This window comes from Arthrobacter sp. Y3221114, assembly GCF_059092625.1.
Map to the genome: position 1 here is coordinate 816,161 of NZ_JBNHHW010000001.1, position 18,104 is coordinate 834,264.

Sequence of the window (18,104 nt, forward strand, 5' to 3'; positions counted from 1 at the left end):
CTAGTCCTCCTCTTCCCACTCGGGGGTCATGTCGCGGGCAATCTGGATGAGGTCGTTGCTCACGCCGGCGGGGACCATCGGCCACACCATCGCGTTGGGGCTGACCACGAAGTCGATGACCACGGGGCGGTCGTTGATCGCCAGCGCCTGCTGGATCGTGGCGTCGATGTCCTCCGGACGTTCGCAGCGCAGGCCCACGCAGTCGTAGGCGTCGGCCATCTTCACGAAGTCCGGGACGCGCACGGTGTCGTGGCCGGTGTTCAGGTCGGTGTTGGAGTACCGGCCGTCGTAGAACAGGGTCTGCCACTGGCGGACCATGCCCAGCGAGGAGTTGTTGATCACCGCGACCTTGATGGGGATGTTGTTCAGCCGGCAGGTGGCCAGTTCCTGGTTGGTCATCTGGAAGCAGCCGTCGCCGTCGATGGCCCAGACCACGCGGTCCGGGTTGCCCACCTTGGCGCCCATGGCGGCCGGGACCGAGTAGCCCATGGTGCCCAGGCCGCCGGAGTTGAGCCAAGCGTGCGGGCGCTCGTACTTGATGAACTGCGCGCTCCACATTTGGTGCTGGCCCACGCCGGCAACGTAGACGCCTTCCGGTCCGGTCAGCTCGCCGATCCGCTGGATCACCTGCTGCGGGGCCATCAGGCCGTCGTCGGGCTCGGCGAAGCCCAGCGGGTAGGTCTCGCGCAGCCGGTTCAGCATGGCCCACCAGGCGGAGAGGTCCGGCGTGCCTTCGGCGGCGAACCGCTCGCGGCAGGCGTCGGCCAGTTCCGGAATGATCTCCTTGACCGAACCCACGATCGGCACGTCGGCCGTGCGGTTCTTGGAGATCTCCGCGGGGTCGATGTCCGCGTGGATCACCTTGGCGCCCGGGGCGAAGGTGCTCAGCACGCCGGTCACACGGTCGTCGAAGCGGGCGCCGAGCGTGATCAACAGGTCGGCCTGCTGCAGCGCGGTCACCGCGGAGACGGAGCCGTGCATGCCCGGCATCCCCACGTGCTGCGGGTGCGAATCCGGGAACACGCCGCGGGCCATCAGCGTGGTGGCCACCGGGGCACCCACCAGCTCGGCCAGCTCGCGCAGCTCCTGCGACGCGTGGGCCTTGATCACGCCGCCGCCCACATAGAACGCCGGGCGCTCCGCCGCGGCGATCAGCTTGGCGGCCTCGCGGACCTGCTTGGAGTGCCCACGCACCACCGTGCGGTAGCCGGGGATGTCGATCTTCGGCGGCCAGGAGAAGCTCATCATGGACTGCTGGGCGTCCTTGGTGATGTCCACCAGCACCGGGCCGGGGCGGCCCGTGGTGGCGATGTGGAACGCCTCGGCCAGCACGCGGGGAATCTCCTGCGCCTTGGTGACCAGGTAGGAGTGCTTGGTGACCGGCATGGTGATGCCGACGATGTCCGCTTCCTGGAACGCGTCCGAGCCGATCACGGCCGAGGAGACCTGCCCGGTGATCGCCACCATCGGCACCGAGTCCATGTGCGCGTCGGCAATGGCGGTGACCAGGTTGGTGGCACCCGGGCCGGAGGTGACAATGCAGACACCGGCGCGGCCGGTGACCATGGCATAACCCTGTGCGGCGTGGCCTGCACCCTGTTCATGACGGACCAAGACGTGGTTGATCTTGGCCGAATCCATGAGCGGGTCGTAGGTGGGGAGGATGGCCCCGCCCGGCAACCCGAAGACGTCATCGACGCCCAGTTCTTCCAGCGAACGGACAACGGCTTGTGAGCCGGTCATTTCCGTGGGCGGCACGATGTTGTTCGGCCCGACTACCGGGCTGAGGCCGTCCACGACGGAAGAGACAGAGGCAGCTACATCTTTGGTTTTGAAAGCGTCGGCCGAGGCCGGCGCCTTGTTGGCCATCAGCGAGGGGCTGATTGGCGATCCCTTAGTCATCGGATTTCCTTTGCGGATCTTTACGTTCTCTGATGTGCTTGCCGTCCTCCGCGAGCGGAGGACGGCCCTGTTCTCTTCTGCAAATAAAAAAACCCCGTCGAGCCGGTTGGCTCCGATGGGGTTTCGCGCGTGACGTGGTCGGCCAGACGGGCGGTTACGCCACGCGCTTGGTAAGGACGACCACGGATACGCTTTGCATGGCTTCAGTCTCGTGCCACGCAGATATCAGTGTCAACCTGAGACATCGCTGTCTCATTATTTGGGCATCTGAGTCCAAAGGATGGACTCCCCGGATGCCCGTGGCGGGCACGACGGCGGGCGCTTGCCTCGTGGAGGGGCGGCGCCCGCCGTCGTGGTTCAGCTGCAGTAGGCGCCGGTGGACGCGGAGTTCACCAGCTTGACGTACTTGGCCAGCACGCCGGTGGTGAACTTCGGTGCCAGCGGTTCCCAGCCCACCCTGCGGGCTTCCAGCTCGGCCTCGTCGACCAGCAGGTCGAAGCTGCGGGCCGCGATGTCCACGCGGATCAGGTCGCCGTCGCGCACGAAGGCGATCGGGCCGCCGTCGACCGCTTCCGGCGCCACGTGCCCGATGCACAGGCCGGTGGTGCCGCCGGAGAACCGGCCGTCGGTGAGCAGCAGCACGTCCTTGCCGAGCCCGGCGCCCTTGATGGCGCCCGTGATGGCCAGCATCTCGCGCATGCCCGGGCCGCCCTTGGGGCCTTCGTAGCGGATGACCACCACGTCGCCGGCCTTGATCTGGCCGTTGTCCAGCGCATCCAGGGCGCCCTGCTCGCGTTCGAACACGCGGGCGGTGCCCTCGAAGACGTCGGCGTCGAAGCCCGCGGACTTGACCACGGCGCCTTCGGGGGCCAGCGAACCGTGCAGGATGGTCACGCCGCCGGTCTTGTGGATCGGATTGTCCAGGGCGCGCAGGATCTTGCCGTCCGGGTCCGGCGGGTTGATGGCCGCCAGGTTCTCGGCCACGGTCTTGCCGGTCACGGTCAGGCAGTCGCCGTGCAGCAGGCCCGCATCCAGCAGCGCCTTCATGACCACCGGGACGCCGCCGATTTTGTCCAGGTCGAACATCACGTGGCGGCCGAAGGGCTTCATGTCGGCCAGGTGCGGAACCTTGTCGCCGATCCGGTTGAAGTCGTCCAGCGTCAGGTCCACCTCCGCCTCGCGGGCGATCGCCAGCAGGTGCAGCACGGCGTTGGTGGAGCCGCCGAACGCCATGGTGACGGCGATGGCGTTCTCGAAGGCCTTTTTGGTCATGATGTCGCGGGCGCGGATGCCCTTGCGCAGCAGGTTCACCACGGCCTCGCCGGACTTGTGCGCGAAGTTGTCGCGCCGGCGGTCCGCCGAGGGCGGCGCGGCGGAGCCCGGCAGGGACATGCCCATGGCCTCGCCGATGGAGGCCATGGTGTTGGCGGTGTACATGCCGCCGCAGGCGCCTTCGCCCGGGCAGATGGCGCGCTCGATCGAGTCCAGGTCCTTGCGGCTCATCTTGCCCGCGGCGCAGGCACCCACGGCCTCGAAGGCGTCGATCAGGGTGACTTCCTTCTCCGAGCCGTCCTCCATCTTCGCGAAGCCGGGCATGATCGTGCCGGCGTAAAGGAACACCGAGGAGAGGTTCAGGCGGGCGGCGGCCATCAGCATGCCCGGCAGCGACTTGTCGCAGCCGGCCAGCAGCACGGAACCGTCCAGGCGTTCGGCCATCATGACCGTTTCCACCGAGTCCGCGATGACCTCGCGGGAGACCAGCGAGAAGTGCATGCCCTCGTGCCCCATGGAAATGCCGTCGGAGACGGAGATGGTGCCGAACTGCATCGGGAAACCGCCACCGGCGTGGACGCCTTCCTTGGCGCCCTGGGCCAGCCGGTTCAGCGACAGGTTGCAGGGGGTGATTTCGTTCCAAGAGCTCGCGATGCCGATCTGCGGCTTGGCGAAGTCCTCGTCGCCCATCCCTACGGCTCGGAGCATGCCGCGCGCCGGAGCGGCGTGGATGCCATCGGTTACTACCCGGCTACGGGGCTTGATGTCTGGGGTTGCGTCCGCACTCATGGCATCGATTCTATGACCCGCGCCGCCATGGCAGGGCCATATTACGACGGCGGCGCCCACCCGGGCCGGCAACAGCGGCACTCCCGGGCTGCCCGGCGCTGCCGCGGCGGCGCCGACCCGGACCGGCAACCGCGGCACGCCAGGGCTGCCCGGCGCGGCCGCCCTCAGCCCTGCTGGCTGGCGATCGCCGCGGCTTCCTGCTGCAGCATTCCGATCACCCGGTGCACGCTGCTGCGTTCAGCCACGTCGCTGCGGGCCAGCACCACGATGGTCCGGCTGGCGCGGATCCCCTCCAACGGGCGCATCACGAAGCCGCGGGTGGACTGTGCCTTCCGCGAGGTGAACCGCGGCACCACGGCGAGCCCGTGCCCGGCGGCCACCATGGCCTCCATGACGCGCAGGTCGGCGTAGCGCGTGGTCCGCTTGGCCAGCCTGCCGGTGCGTGCTTCGATCTGGCGCAGCACCTGTTCGAACGGAAAGCCCTGCGGGACGCCGATCCACGGGTGGTCCACCACATCCTCCGGCCTGAGGACGTCGAGTTCTGCCAGCGGATGGCCGGCGGGCATGGCCACATCCAGCGGCTCGTCCAGCAACGGCAGCACGGTGATGCCGCTGCGGGCGAAGGCCTCGACGCCCTGCTGGCTGTGTGCCAGCACCAGGTCGTAGTCGGCCGCCAGCGGCAGGAACCCCTCGACGGACGGGTCTTCCAGGCAGGGGTCGAAATGCAGCCCCTCGATGTCCTGCAGCCGGTACATCAGGCCCGGCAGAAACATTTCCGCGGCGCTGGGAAAGAACGCCGCACGGATTTGGTTTTGCCAGCCGCTGCGGTAGCCGTCCACGGTGGCCTGCGCCCTCTCCATCGCCGCGGAGACGTCCGCGGCAGCCGCGGCCATGGCCAGCCCGGCCTCGGTCAGGCGCACTCCCCTGCCGGCTTTCTCCACCAGCGTGACGCCCACCTCCCGCTGCAGCGCCTTCAGCTGCTGCGACACGGCCGAGGCTGTGATCTTCATCGCAGCGGCGGTAGCGACGACGGACCCGCGGTCGCCCAGTTCCCGCAGTATTTGCAGCCGCCTCATGTCCATAAAGCGATACTACATAGTGAGGTAAGTAACGTTAGCTTGAACTTGACGGTTGCCCCGGTTGACAATGGTGGCATGACAGTCTCAGTTGCCCTGACCGTAGTGGGGATGGCCGCCGTCCTCGCGCGCCTCGCCGTCGTTGTCCGCCGCGACCACGGCCCGGTGCCGCGCAGCCACACGTGGGAGACCGATCATGCGGCCATGCCGGTGAAAGCGGTCGACGCCGTCTGACACCCACCCCTTCAACTAAGCGCCGGGCACCACATGGGCCAGGCGCTTTTTTGTGGGTCCGGTTCACTAAACTGGCGGGCAGCGATCCCCGCTTCCGCCGCCGCAGGCTCAAGCTCTCCCAGCCCAATCACGCACATCCGAAGGCCACCATGCCCACCAGCGACATGCCCACCAGCGACGAACTCAAGGACGCGCTCAGCGCCATCTTTGACTCCCAGATTCCCAACTACGGGGACTACAATCTCGTCTTCGCCCGCAGCCGCCAGGACAATGCGCACGCGGCGCAGGGCGGGACCGGAAACTTTTACGTGATCGGTTACCGCTGGCGGCCGCAGGAGCTGGTCATCGCGCCCTTCGACGGCTCCGCGCTGACGCCCGGCGGCACGCCCGTCGCGATCAACATGACCAACATGTCCCATGCGGTCCAGCTGGGCGGCGGGGAATACGAAGTGGGCACCAGCACCGGCAGGACGTTCCGGTTCGGAGTCCAGGCCGAAGGCAAGCTGCCGACCGAGGGCCACACGATCGACCAGTCCGAAGACCAGCCCGACTTCCACAGCTTCATGGCGGAGCTGATCTTCCGGGCCTAGCGCCGTGTCGAGCCGGTCTTCCGGCCCACGGTCCGCCGGCCTCGGGTCCGGCGGGCATCTCCCCAAACCCTGCCGGCTCCGCCTCCCTGATCCGGGTACCGGGGCCTATGGACACTGCCCGGCCCCGCACGTAACGTCGGGACCGGATGCACCACAACCATCAATCGAAGGTGAAGGCCATGGACCGGAGATGGGGAATCAGGATCGCCGTCGCAGCCACCATCGTTACCGCCTTGCTGTGCCGGCTGTTCAGCCGCAAGCCCCGCTCCACGGAGGCCCGTTCCCCGGCCTCCGCGCCAACTAACCTGACCCACGTGCCCTCAGACGCCGCCGGCCGGAACCCGACGCACGCGCCCCCCGACGCCGCCGGCCGGAACCCGACGCACGCGCCCTCCGACGCAGCCGGCCGGAACCCGTCGATCGGCCCGCTGCCGCCGGCCGTCGACGAGGACCTCGTGGTCGAGGAGACAATGCCGGAGTCCCCTGGCGCCACCGGCACGGCAACCGCAGGAGGTGTCGGGGCCGGGGAGCCTGTGCCTGCCGATGTCGAGGACGCGGCAGCGGAGCAGGCGGCCGTCACGGACAAACCGCTCTACGATGAGACCGAATGGCTCGGTTATGCAGGCGAGGCGGTCATCGAACCGTCCGTCCAGGCCGAGGACGGAGACGGAGCGAACCGGAAAAGAGGCTGACGGATGGACGACGAAGCGGATCGGCGCGTCCTGCCGCTTCGGTTTGCTCCCTTGGCCCTGGCCGTGACGCTGTCCACCGTCCTGGCCGGCTGCAGCGGCGACGGCAATGCCCGGCCGGACGGTGGCGGCGGCGCCGGAACCAGCCCGGACGTGGAGACGGCAGCCTCCGGCCTGGCCGAACCATGGTCCATTGCCGTCCTACCCGACGGCAGCGCACTCATCTCCGAGAACGACACCGGCCTGATTAAACATGTGGTCGACGGCGAAACGGTCGCCGCCGTGCCCGTGGAGTCTGCGCTGGAAACCACCGGTGAGGCCGGCCTGCTGGGGCTGGAGCCCAGCCCGGATTTCGACGCCGACGCCCGGCTCTACGTCTACCTCACCTCGCCGGAGGACAACAGGGTTCTCAGCTACCGCTGGGACGACGGCCGGCTGAGCGACGCGCAGGAAATCGTCACCGGCATCCCCAAAGCCGGGATCCACAACGGTGGACGGCTCAAGTTCGGCCCGGACGGCTACCTGTACATCGCCACCGGCGACGCCTCCGATTCCTCCCACTCCCAGGATCTGTCCTCGCTGGGCGGCAAGATCCTGCGGGTCACGCCCGACGGCGAGCCTGCCCCCGGCAACCCCTTCGGCGACAGCCCGGTCTACAGTTTCGGCCACCGCAATGTGCAGGGGCTGGCGTGGGACGCCGACGGCAGGCTCTGGATTACCGAGTTCGGCCCGGACCGGGACGACGAGCTGAACCTGATCGAACCCGGCGGCAACTACGGCTGGCCGGACGTTACGGGAGCCCCCGGCGACGAGCGATTCATCGACGCCAAGGTGGTCTGGCCGTCCACGGCCGAGGCCTCTCCCAGCGGCATGGCCCTGGTGGACGGCACTGCGTGGATCGCTGCACTGCGGGGCCAGCGGCTGTGGCGGGTAGAGCTCGACGGCACGGAGGCCGGAGAGCCCGAGGCCTTCTACGAAGGAGAATACGGCCGGCTGCGTGACGTGGCCGCGGCCCCGGACGGCCGGCTCTGGGTCCTCACCAACGGCACCGACGAGGACCGAATGCTGGCCGTTTCTGTGAAGTAGGCGACAAACGCCGCTTCAATTTCACTTTCGTGGAAATGTCCTGCTAGAGTTACATGTCGTTGCGAGGGAAAAAGCGCCCGGGAAACCGCCGCTGGGACCCGCACCGACAGCTGCACCTCTAGCTCAACTGGCAGAGCAATTGACTCTTAATCAATGGGTTCCGGGTTCGAGTCCCGGGGGGTGCACCAGCGAAACCCCGTCTGACCAGCGCGCTAGCCTGGACAGGCGGGGTTTTTCGTTCTTCGGACGGTGGAGCAGGGCCTGAAGAAGAACTTGGCGCCCGCGGCCTCCCCTAGCCAGGCTTGCCGAGCTGATGAACCCGTTCAATCACCCGGACGACCTCCAAAGCATCCCGGGGATCGACGGGGATGGGCCCGCTTCCCCGAATCGCCTGGGCCGCAGCCCTGTAAAACCCAAGGTAGTCGCCCCTTTCGGTCGGCACTGCAATGGGTGCGGGATAACCTGGCCCTTGGATGCCGATGGTGCCCCACGTGCTTTCGGGCGCGGCGCCGAACCCTGGATCAGTCGGGACTGCACCGGCTGCCAAGGCCGGTTCCTGGCCGTCCAGGCCGTAGCTGACAAAAGCGCTTTCAGTCCCCAGCACGCGGAAGCGGGGTCCGGCTTGTGCCGCCACCCGGCTCATCCAGAGCCGCGAATGCACGCCGTTCGAGTGGAAGAGCTCAACGAGGCTGACGTCGTCGTTGCCGCCCCCTTCACGGACGGTGCGCACGTCGGCGCTGATCTCGGCAACTGCTCCGAACAGCACCAGCGCCTGGTCTATGAGGTGGCTTCCCAGATCAAAAGTGATCCCGCCGGCCAGGCTCGGCGGCGTTGTATCCTGCCAGCGGTCAACGACTTTGGGCGCCCAGTGCTCGAAGCTCGATTCAAACTGATAGACCCGGCCCAGCTGCCCGTCGGCCAGGACCTTCCGCACGGTTCGGAAGTCCCCGTCCCACCGCCGGTTCTGGAAAACAATTAGGGGCTTCCCGACACGTTCCGCCCGTTCGATCAGTTGCTCGCCGGCGGCGACCGTTGGCACGAAGGGCTTGTCCACGATCACGGCCAACCCTGCGTCCAGCGCTGCCAGCGCTTGCTCCAAATGGGTATGGGGAGGACCCGCAAGCACGACCAACTCCAGATCCAGGCCTCCCTCCAGCAATTCGTTGGCGTCTGCAACAATTCTTGCTTCGGGATGATCCTTGGCGGCCTGCAGCTTGCGTTCCGGGTGGGACGTCGCGATGGCGTCCAGGGAGAACTCCGGAAGGGCGCGGAGGAAGGGCCCATGGAAAACTTTGCCGGCCAGCCCATAGCCCACCAAGCCGGTGCGGACGGGCCGCGGAGGGCCATCGGCGTTCAACATACCGGAAGATTACTCTTGTGCCATAATTTGTTCAAGGAATAAACATTTGATGGTCGCGGGGATGGAGTAGCCTGCGGTTGAACGATAAGTTAGGCAGTCGTTCCTTGTCCGCCATCCAGGGAGGTTTAGGTTGAGTTCATCGAACGCGCCGCTGCGCACCGGCCACGGGCGGTTGCTGCCGGCCCAGCGGGTGGGGAACAACCTTGACAGCATTCGCCGGCATAACCTCTCTACCGTTCTTCAGTTCGTGCATCATGCCGGCCCCGTCCCCCGCTCCGAGCTGACGCGGAAAACAGGGCTGAACAGGTCGACAATCGGCGCCTTGGTCGGCGAGCTGATCGAGCTCGGCCTGGTCTTGGAAACCAGCCCGGACTCAAGCAACGGCGTCGGGCGACCGAGTGCGGTCGTGCGCCCAAACCCGGCGACCGTTTCAATCGCAGTCAATCCTGAGATCGACGCGGTTACCGTCGGCGCCGTCAGCTTGGGCGGGGTCGTCCAAAAACGGATCCGCTACGAGACGGACAAGGCTCCCAGCGCCCGGGAAGCAGTCAACATCAGTGCGGCGATCGTTGAAGGCATGAAGTCCAACGGGAACCGAATCGCAGGTATCGGAGTCGCGGTACCTGGCTTGGTGCGGACACAGGACGGGCTCGTGCGGTTGGCCCCGCATCTGGAGTGGACGGATGAACCGATTGCCGAAATGCTGGCCACTGCCACGGGGTATCCCGTGAAAGCCGCCAACGATGCGAGCCTTGGTGCCCTTGCCGAAAGGACCTTCGGGTCCGCCCGACGGGTCAGCGACATGATCTACCTCAATGGCGGGGCGAGCGGCATTGGCGGCGGGATCATCAGCGGAGGCCACGCCCTGACAGGCGTCGCCGGCCATGCCGGGGAGCTGGGCCACACCCGGATCAGAAGCGGCGGAGGGCTTGACACTGCCCACGCCCGGGGCACCCTGGAGTCCGAAGTGACCCGTGACGCTCTGCTTGCCGCCTTGGGATTGGCGTCCGCGGATGTGGACGAACTGGAGGAGGCGCTGCTTTCGTCCACTTCCGCCGAAGTTCGGGCGGTTGTGGACCGGCAGCAGGAGTACCTCGCCATTGCCCTGGGCAATGCAATCAACATACTGAATCCGGAGCTGATCATCTTGGGCGGCTTCTTGGGCTCCCTGCACGCCGCTGATCCGGAGCGGCTGGAGCGGCTCGTTTCCCGGGAATCACTGCCGGTTTCGCGCCAGAGCGTTCACATTTCCCGGCCGCAGCTGGGCGCGAATCTTCTCATGGTCGGCGCGGCTGAACTGGTTTTCGCCGACCTTCTGGCCGACCCCGCGGCCTACGCCTTCGTCGCCTGAAGCGGCCGCGACTCCTAGTGGGTCGGTTTCACTTGGTCGAGAACCGGTAACGGCTGAGGTGCCGGTACTCCGTTCCGGCCGGAAGGACCACCGAAGGAAAGTCGGGGAAACGGCTGGAATCGGTAACCTTCTGGGGTTCAAGGCATATTCCGCTGCCGGGCCCGTACGCGGCACCCCCTCGGCCCGCCAGTGGAGGCAGCCGATTCGCTGTATAAACCTGAAGACAGAATTCGGTGGTAAACAGCTCCAGCATGCGTCCGGTCTCGGGAGAGTAAAGTACTGCCGCCGGCTTGGCGTTGTCCCTGCCGGGATTGAACAGGAACGTATTATCGATGCCCGGCCATGGCTCGGTGCCCGATTCCGGCAGGAAGGCTCCGATCCGCCTCAGCTTGCGGAAGTCGAAAGCCGAGCCGGCGACGGGCAGGTGGCTACCCGTCGGAATGAGTTCCCAATCCGTGGCGAGGATGTAATCCGCGTCAACCATCAGCTGCTGATCGATGACGGGCCTCGCCCCGGCCCCGTCCATATTCCAGTAAGCGTGATTGGTCATATTGACCGGGGTGTCCGCGTCGGCCTTGGCCGTGAAGAGAATCGACAGCTCATTGGCGTCAGACAGCGAGTACCGCACCCGCGCCGAGAGGTTTCCCGGATAGCCTTCTTCGCCTTCGGGGCTGCGGTATTCGAAACTGACGAAGTCGTCCTGCGCCGGTTCCGGGGAGGTGTCCGATCGGGACCACAGGACGCGGTCGAAACTTCGCCTTGGTCCTCCATGAAGATGGTTCCGCCCCTCGTTCGCGGTAACGGGAAAGGTGACCCCTGCTGAGGAGAACCGGCCGCCCGGGATGCGGCCCGCTGTCCGACCGATGGTCGCCCCGATGTAGCAGTTCGCGTGGCGGCGATAGTCGTCAACAGCGTCGAACCCAAGCACCACGTTTTCGTGCTTGCCGCCCCTGTCCGGCAGGAGCAGTTCGACGATCCTGGCTCCGTAGGGATCGAGCGTCAGGCGGGTGCTGCGGGCATTGGCCAGGACCAGTCCCGTGCCCGGCCTGCTGGCGCCTGCCTGCTTCTTCACGCCGCGCCTTCGACGTGACCGCGGAACCACGTCTCTTGCTGTTCGGCATGGCTGCCGTACTGATCCCGGATAAGAGGCCGCGGATCGGGTCGCAGTTGCGCGTCGAATTGTGGCGGCCAGTCAGGGCGTACTCCATTGAGGACCCATGCGGCCTGCACAGCGGCTCCTTCGGCCACGTACTCGCCGGGTGCCGGAACCGAGACCGGCATATCGAAGACCTGCGCGGCAATCGACCGGACTGCCCGGTTCTGTGCGCCCCCGCCGATCAGAAGGACCCGTTCGGGACGTGCGCCGGCCTGACGCAGTGCATCGAGCCCTCGGGCGAGACTGCACAGCATCCCCTCGACGGCGGCCCGCGCAAGGTTGGGCCTTGTCATCGAGGTCAGCGACAGGCCGTGAAGACTGCCCGTCGAATGGGGCAGGTTTGGGGTGCGTTCCCCTTCGAACCAGGGGATCAAGACTGCTCCCCCGGCGCCAGGGGGAGCCTCCAGGGCGAGACGCGAGAGCCCGTCGTTGTCAACGCCCAGCACCTCGGCGACGGACGTCAGGATGCGTGCTGCATTGAGCGTGGTCGCAATCGGGAGGAAAGCGCCTGCGGCGTCTGCAAAGCCGGCGACGGAGCCCGTCCTGTCCCGATGCAGTTCGGCGGATGAGGCGAATACCGTTCCGCTGGTGCCGATCGAAACGATGGCTTCCTCGCGTGAAGCGTTTAGGCCCAGCGCCGCAGCGGCATTGTCTCCGGCTCCCGCACCCAAAATGATCCCCCCGGGCGTCTTGCCCGCCGGCTCATGGGGGCGAAGGACACTGGGAAGGATGGCAGCATGTCCGAGGGCCAAAGTGAACAGATCCAGGTCGTACCGGTTTACCTCCGGATCCCAGTAGCCGGTGCCGCTGGCATCCGACCGGTCCGTCGTGAGTTCTTCAAGGACCGGCCCAAGCGGGCTTGAAGCAGCTGGCCCGTACCCGCGCAGCCGCCAGGTGAGCCAGTCATGGGGAAGCGCGACCGCGGCGACCTTCGCGGCATTGCCGGGTTCTGCGTCACGCAACCACCGCAGTTTGCTGGCGGTGAACGATGCTACCGGAAGCAATCCCGTCCTTTGCACGTATTCATCGGCGCCCACTTCCCTCACAAGGGCAGCGGCAGCGCCCGCGCTTCGAGTGTCGTTCCAGAGCAAAGCCGGCCGGATCACCCGGCCCTCCTTATCGAGGGCCACCATTCCGTGCTGCTGGGCTGCTACGGAAAGGCAGCTGACTGAGCCGAGACCTCCCGCCTGGGCGAGCGCCGCCTGCAGTGCGATCCACCAGGCCTCCGGGTCGACTTCGGTGCCGGCCGGGTGAGCTGCCCGTCCCGCAGAAACGACCCGGCCCGAGCGGGCATCCCGGAACACCGTTTTGCAGCTTTGCGTCGAAGAATCAACACCCGCAACAAGCGTCATGATGCCTCCCGTTACGTTGGCCGAGCCTAAACTTCAACGATTCCCGCGGATCAGCGCGCGCCAAGCAGATGCTCCATGGCCAACTGCTGCAGCCGGACGAACCCGAACCCGCTGCCGTCAAAGTACCCCTCCGGGGCGAAATCCTCGTAAGAGGAACGGTCCTGGAGCAGCTCGGCGTAGGACTCTCCTTCGCCAAGGGTGGGTTGCGCCAGTTCGGTGACGCGGGAAGCGCGCATCGCTTCCTGTACCTCAGGGTCCGAGCGGAAGGCGGCGGCCCGTTCTTTCAGCAACAGGTACATCCGCATGTTCGCCGCAGCCGAATCCCACACTCCCCCGGCGTCCTCGGTCCGCGACGGCTTGTAGTCGAAGTGGCGCGGACCGTCGTAAGCAGGGCCACCGTTCGGGCCGCCGTTTTCCAACAGGTCCACCAGGGAAAAAGCGTTTTGCAGGTCGCCATGGCCAAAGACCAGATCCTGGTCGTACTTGACCCCCCGCTGGCCGTTGAGATCAATATGGAACAGCTTGCCGTGGTACAGCGCCTGGGCAACGCCCGCGGTGAAATTCAGGCCCGCCATTTGTTCATGTCCGACCTCAGGGTTGACGCCGAAGAGTTCGGACCGTTCCAGGGTTTCGATGAAAGCCAGCGCATGGCCGACCGTCGGCAGCAGAATGTCGCCGCGGGGCTCGTTGGGCTTGGGTTCAATCGCGAAATGCAGGTCGTACCCCCGATCGGTCACGAAGCCCCCCAAAACGTCCAGCGTCTCGCGGTACCGCTCCAAGGCTGCCCGGACGTCCTTGGCAGCGTCGTACTCTGCGCCTTCGCGACCTCCCCACATGACAAAAGTCCGGGCGCCGAGTTCTGCGGCCAGCTCAATGTTCCGCAGGACCTTCCGGAGCGCGAACCGGCGGACGGCCCTGTCGTTGGAGGTGAACCCGCCGTCCTTGAAAACGGGGGGGCTGAAGAGGTTCGTCGTGACCATCGGAACCTCAAGGCCCGTGTCCTCGAGTGCACCTTTCAGGCGGTCAATCTGCTTCTGCCGCTCCCCCTCGCTGCTGCCGAAGGCGAATAGGTCGTCGTCGTGGAACGTCAACCCGTAGGCGCCGAGACCTGCAAGCCGTTCGACCACCTCAACAACATCTACGTGCGACCGGGTAGGGCCGCCGAAGGGGTCGGCTCCCGCGTATCCCACCGTCCACAAGCCGAAGGAGAACTTGTCTTCGCGGCTAGGCTGCCTCATTGCCGTCTCCCATCATGAATCAATAGTAGTGAGCAACAACATATTCTCCATCGCGACCCAAAGTCAACGGTATTCAGCGGCCTAGAACTCCATCGCTCCTGACCAGCCCGAGGAGATTCGGACCGGACTCAGCCTCGACGACCGGACAGACGCCGCATCCGCCACCAGCCTTTCCCACTCCGGCAAAGAAAACTGTTGCATTTGTTGCGACTGCTTACTATATTGAGTTTTCACATGATGTTGCTCACAGAGAGCTTCATCTCTCGCCTCAACCTCCAGCGGAGAACAGGAGCGATCCCATGGGGCATCCCACCGAACCGATCGATCATTCGCCGCTGCTGAAAGTAGAAGGCGTGGTGAAGCAGTACCAAGGCGTGACCGCCCTGCGCGGGGTGAGCCTGGACATCCGCCCCGACGAGATCCATGCCCTGCTGGGGGGCAACGGGGCCGGTAAATCCACGCTGATCAATGTGCTCTCGGGCGTGGTCTCCCCGGATGCGGGCACCGTTACGCTGGCCGGGGAAGAGGCACGTTTCCGCCATCCCAGTGATGCGCTCAATGCGGGCATCACGACCATCCATCAGGAGCTTTCGCTCGTTCCGGCGCTCACGGCACTGGACAACATCTTCCTCGGCCGCGAGGTGAATGCCCGTTTTCTCGGCCTGAAGGTCAGGCTTGACCGCAAGGGCATGGAAGAGCGGGTACAGCAGCTGGCCGCCGACTTCGGGCTGACCCGGGAGGACTTGAAGCTTCCCGTCGGGGAATTCGGTGCGTTGAAAAAGCGCGTGGTGGAGATCGTCAAAGCACTGGCCTTCGACCCCCGCGTGCTGATCCTGGACGAGCCGACCTCAGGGCTTGAGGAAGAAGAAAAGCGGCACCTGTTCGAACACATGCGCAAGCTCAGGGCGCGGGGTGTACCACTGCTGTGGGTAACCCACCATCTGGAGGAGCTGTTCGGTCTGGCGGACACCGCCACCGTCTTCCGTGACGGGGCCAACGCCGGGACTGCCGCCATCGCCGAAACGGACGTCGATGAGCTGCTTGGCATGATGTTTGGAGTCGCAGCCGGCGAATTCGGAGCGGCCAGCGGAACGCCGCCGCACACGGCCGCGGACGCCGGCGAGGAAGTGCTGCGACTGGAGAATGTGCACCGCAGCCACGTCCTGAAGGACATTTCGCTGTCGGTCCGCAAGGGCGAGATCCTGGGCATAGCGGGCCTTGCCGGTGCCGGGCGGACCGAGTTGGCCAGGCTCATCATGGGCTTGGACAAGATGAGCAGCGGAACGCTGCACCTCAACGGGCAACCCCTTCGCATCCGGGATTCCAGCTCGGCATACCGCCACGGGCTGGCCATGCTCCCGGAAGACCGCAAGCAGCTGGGCATTCTGCCGGAATTTTCCGTTGCCGAAAACATCTCCATCTCAAGCCTCGGCGGCGTCACGCAACTGGGTTTCCTGGTCAAGAGCCGCGATGAAATGGACCAGGCCGAAAGCTACCGGCAGCGCTTGGCGATCCGTGCCCCAAGCGTCAGGGAAAAAATTCGGAACCTGAGCGGCGGAAATCAGCAGAAGGCCATCGTGGCACGCTGCCTGAACACCAAGCCCTCACTGCTGATCTTCGACGAACCGACCCAGGGTATCGACGTCTCGGCCAAGGTGGAGGTTCACAACCTCATCCGCGATTTCGTCGCCGCCGGCGGGGCCGCCATCGTCATTGCCTCGGAAATTGCCGAACTGCTGGAACTCAGCCACCGTGTGCTGGTCATGAAAAAAGGCCGGCTGGTGGGTTCGGTGACCTCGCTGCAGCAGGAACTGGCCGCCGGAAACTTCGAGGGCGTGAAGAACAGAATTCTGGCGCTATCCGCCGGCAGGAGCGAATGATGAATCTCCAACGGGCCGTATCCCGCACACTTTCGACCAGCGGCGTGCCGATCGCTGTCGCCCTGATCGTCCTGGTCATCGTGTTCCAACTGATGTCGCCTGTCTTCCTGCAACCGGAGAGCCTCACCGACTACATCAACAACGCCATCCCCGTCTTGCTGATTACCGTCGGGGTGGCAATCGTCATCGTGGCCGGCGGGATCGACCTGTCCGTCGGCACGGTCGCCGGGCTGAGCGCCGGAACGACCATGTGGGCTTTGCTCAGCGGTGCGCCGACCCTGGTGGGCGTCCTCGTGGGCGTCGCCACCGGCACGGCATTCGGCCTGTTCAACGGATGGCTCATCACGAAGTTCGGTATCAACGACTTCATCGTCACGCTGGCGACGCTGAACATCGCCAGCGGGCTGCTCATCGTCCTGACAGAACAGGTACCCCTCCAAGGCGTGACGACGCCGGGCTTTTCGGACATCGTCTACGGCCGTTTCCTGGGCATCCCGAGCGCCTTCTGGATCGCCGCAATCCTCCTGGTCATCATGCAGCTTTTCCTGGCCAAGACGGTGTTCGGCCGGCGCATATATGCCATCGGCATTGGCGCCGACGCGTCGAACGTCGCCGGCGTCAACGTCCTCCGCGTCAGGATGGGCACCTTCGTCGTCTCCGGCATGCTCGCAGGAGCCGCCGGCGTCCTCATTGCCTCCCGCCTCGGCGCTGTACAGGCTTTCCTGGGCGGCGGCTACGAATTCATTGCCATCGCCGGCGCCGTTTTGGGAGGCGTTAGCCTTGCCGGTGGCCGCGGTTCAGTCTGGGCCGCCGTCGTCGGTGGCCTTTTGCTGGCAACCCTGCAGCAGGGCCTGCGACTCAACGGCGTCGACCCCGTCTACTTCAGCATCGTCACCGGCCTTTGCATCGTCGCCGGGGTGGTCTTCGACCGCCGCGTCCAGCAATACGCCCTCAATATGGGCAAACGCTCCCGTGGCGACACGCCCCCCAGACACGACACTCCCCCGGCCCCGGCCCAGCAGCAGGAACAGAAACCCGCCGCCCGCCCCCGTCCGTTCGTGACCGAACAGCAGGACTGACCCATGAGCACTTCGACACCTACGCGGAACAACAGCCTGATCGGCCGCATCGTCGACCGGATCCTGCTGGACCCCACCCTCGGCGTGCTCGCCATGCTGGTACTGGCTTGTTTGATCGCGGCGTTCACGTTGCCGGTGTTCCTGGCCCCGTCAAACCTGTTCAACATCCTCAACAGCAGCATCACGGTCATGATCCTGGCCATGGGCATGACCGTCGTCCTGATCGCGGGAGGCATCGATCTCTCGATCGGCGCCGCCATGGCACTCTGCGCAGGGGTAGCAGCCCAGACCATGAAATCAGGAATGCCGCTTTTCGCCGCGATCCTCGCAGCGCTGCTTGCCGGCGCCTTGATCGGAATCGGCAACGGCCTGCTCGTCACCCGGGTCGGGCTGCCCGACTTCATCGCCACCCTCGCAATGCTCGGCTTCGCCGGCGGCATCCTCTACATCTGGACCCAGGGCGTGCCCATCATCGGCTACATGGTCCCCGAGTTCTATGTCATCGGCGGCCTGAGCCCGCTGGCCGGGGCCCTCACCCTGCCCATGGTGATATCCCTCATCGTGGCGCTGCTCCTCGGCGGGATCTTGGGATCGTCCCGCCTTGGGACACACCTTTTCGCTGTCGGCAGCAGCCGGACCGGTGCCGTACAGTCCGGCGTGCGGGTGGGCCGGGTCCGGATCATCGCCTACGTCATCAGCGGGCTATGCGCCGCGATCGCCGGCGTCATCCTGGCCGGCCGAAATACCAACGTCCCGGCCGACCTCGGTGTCGGGTACGAGATCCAGGCCATCGCCGCCGCCGTCATCGGCGGTGCGGCACTCAGTGGCGGCAGGGGCCGCATCTTGGGAGCCGTGCTCGGCGCCATCACGCTGGCCGCGACCATCAACATCATCAACCTCGCCGGCGTTCCGTCCAGCTACCAGAAAATCGTCATCGGCTCGATTCTCATCATCGCTGTTCTGGCCAACCGGATCAGCGCCATCGTCAACGCCCGGGTCCGGCAGCGGCGGGCCGTCATACTCGACGTCGCCCCCGTGTAGCGGAAACCA

The 18,104-nt window shown here is 65.9% G+C and carries 15 protein-coding genes and 1 tRNA gene; 9 read left to right on the plus strand and 7 right to left on the minus strand.

Going from position 1 to position 18,104, the window contains the following annotated elements; all coding sequences use genetic code 11:
• The 3 genes from AC5RV3_RS03740 to AC5RV3_RS03750 form a co-directional block, all read right to left on the minus strand.
• A complete protein-coding gene (locus AC5RV3_RS03740; RefSeq protein ID WP_494120950.1) occupies positions 1–1,902 on the minus strand; it encodes an acetolactate synthase large subunit in 1,902 nt (633 codons plus the stop codon).
• A gap of 357 nt (positions 1,903–2,259) precedes the next feature.
• Positions 2,260–3,963, minus strand: a complete 1,704-nt coding sequence (ilvD, locus tag AC5RV3_RS03745; RefSeq protein ID WP_494000034.1) for a dihydroxy-acid dehydratase — start codon at positions 3,961–3,963, stop codon at positions 2,260–2,262.
• 164 nt (positions 3,964–4,127) lie between these two features.
• A complete protein-coding gene (locus AC5RV3_RS03750) occupies positions 4,128–5,045 on the minus strand; it encodes a LysR family transcriptional regulator (RefSeq protein WP_493986868.1) in 918 nt (305 codons plus the stop codon).
• Positions 5,046–5,117: 72 nt separating this feature from the next.
• On the opposite strand from AC5RV3_RS03750, the gene AC5RV3_RS03755 reads away from it, so the two are divergent.
• From AC5RV3_RS03755 to AC5RV3_RS03775, 5 genes are all read left to right on the plus strand, one after another.
• A complete protein-coding gene (locus AC5RV3_RS03755; protein WP_493986867.1) occupies positions 5,118–5,273 on the plus strand; it encodes a hypothetical protein in 156 nt (51 codons plus the stop codon).
• A gap of 149 nt (positions 5,274–5,422) precedes the next feature.
• Positions 5,423–5,863, plus strand: coding sequence for a hypothetical protein (locus AC5RV3_RS03760; RefSeq protein WP_494120951.1), 441 nt, complete (start codon positions 5,423–5,425; stop codon positions 5,861–5,863).
• Positions 5,864–6,042: 179 nt separating this feature from the next.
• Complete coding sequence (locus AC5RV3_RS03765; protein WP_494120952.1) at positions 6,043–6,555, plus strand: hypothetical protein; 513 nt, start codon at positions 6,043–6,045, stop codon at positions 6,553–6,555.
• A 3-nt stretch (positions 6,556–6,558) separates the two neighbouring features.
• Complete coding sequence (locus tag AC5RV3_RS03770) at positions 6,559–7,638, plus strand: PQQ-dependent sugar dehydrogenase (protein WP_494120953.1); 1,080 nt, start codon at positions 6,559–6,561, stop codon at positions 7,636–7,638.
• 112 nt (positions 7,639–7,750) lie between these two features.
• Positions 7,751–7,826, plus strand: a tRNA-Lys gene (locus tag AC5RV3_RS03775).
• Between the two features lie 104 nt (positions 7,827–7,930).
• On the opposite strand, the gene AC5RV3_RS03780 is transcribed toward AC5RV3_RS03775, so the two are convergent.
• Positions 7,931–8,998 carry a Gfo/Idh/MocA family protein gene (locus AC5RV3_RS03780; protein WP_494120954.1) on the minus strand — a complete coding sequence of 356 codons (1,068 nt, stop codon included), beginning with the start codon at positions 8,996–8,998 and terminating at the stop codon, positions 7,931–7,933.
• A gap of 130 nt (positions 8,999–9,128) precedes the next feature.
• Here AC5RV3_RS03780 and AC5RV3_RS03785 point away from each other — a divergent pair, with 130 nt between their 5' ends.
• On the plus strand, positions 9,129–10,349 hold the full coding sequence (locus AC5RV3_RS03785) for an ROK family protein (RefSeq protein WP_494120955.1): 1,221 nt from the start codon (positions 9,129–9,131) through the stop codon (positions 10,347–10,349).
• A gap of 28 nt (positions 10,350–10,377) precedes the next feature.
• Here AC5RV3_RS03785 and AC5RV3_RS03790 read toward each other — a convergent pair whose 3' ends face one another.
• Genes AC5RV3_RS03790 through xylA form a run of 3 tightly spaced genes read right to left on the minus strand, consistent with a single transcriptional unit; the run spans position 10,378 to position 14,095 of the window.
• Entirely contained in the window at positions 10,378–11,421 is a 1,044-nt protein-coding gene (locus AC5RV3_RS03790) for an aldose epimerase family protein (RefSeq protein WP_494120956.1), read from the minus strand.
• The gene (locus AC5RV3_RS03795) at positions 11,418–12,857 is read right to left on the minus strand and encodes an FGGY family carbohydrate kinase (RefSeq protein WP_494120957.1); all 1,440 of its coding nucleotides are present in this window, start codon (positions 12,855–12,857) and stop codon (positions 11,418–11,420) included. Before AC5RV3_RS03795 ends, AC5RV3_RS03790 begins: the two co-directional genes overlap by 4 nt.
• Positions 12,858–12,907: 50 nt before the next feature.
• Positions 12,908–14,095, minus strand: coding sequence for a xylose isomerase (xylA, locus tag AC5RV3_RS03800; RefSeq protein WP_494120958.1), 1,188 nt, complete (start codon positions 14,093–14,095; stop codon positions 12,908–12,910).
• A 299-nt stretch (positions 14,096–14,394) separates the two neighbouring features.
• Between xylA and AC5RV3_RS03805 the strand changes: the two genes are divergently transcribed.
• The 3 genes from AC5RV3_RS03805 to AC5RV3_RS03815 are packed head-to-tail and all read left to right on the plus strand — an operon-like array spanning position 14,395 to position 18,095.
• On the plus strand, positions 14,395–15,975 hold the full coding sequence (locus tag AC5RV3_RS03805) for a sugar ABC transporter ATP-binding protein (protein ID WP_494120959.1): 1,581 nt from the start codon (positions 14,395–14,397) through the stop codon (positions 15,973–15,975).
• On the plus strand, positions 15,975–17,054 hold the full coding sequence (locus tag AC5RV3_RS03810) for an ABC transporter permease (RefSeq protein ID WP_494120960.1): 1,080 nt from the start codon (positions 15,975–15,977) through the stop codon (positions 17,052–17,054). Before AC5RV3_RS03805 ends, AC5RV3_RS03810 begins: the two co-directional genes overlap by 1 nt.
• A 3-nt stretch (positions 17,055–17,057) precedes the next feature.
• Positions 17,058–18,095 (plus strand): ABC transporter permease, encoded by a 1,038-nt coding sequence (locus tag AC5RV3_RS03815; protein WP_494120961.1) that lies wholly within the window; start codon positions 17,058–17,060, stop codon positions 18,093–18,095.
• Positions 18,096–18,104: the final 9 nt, after the last annotated feature.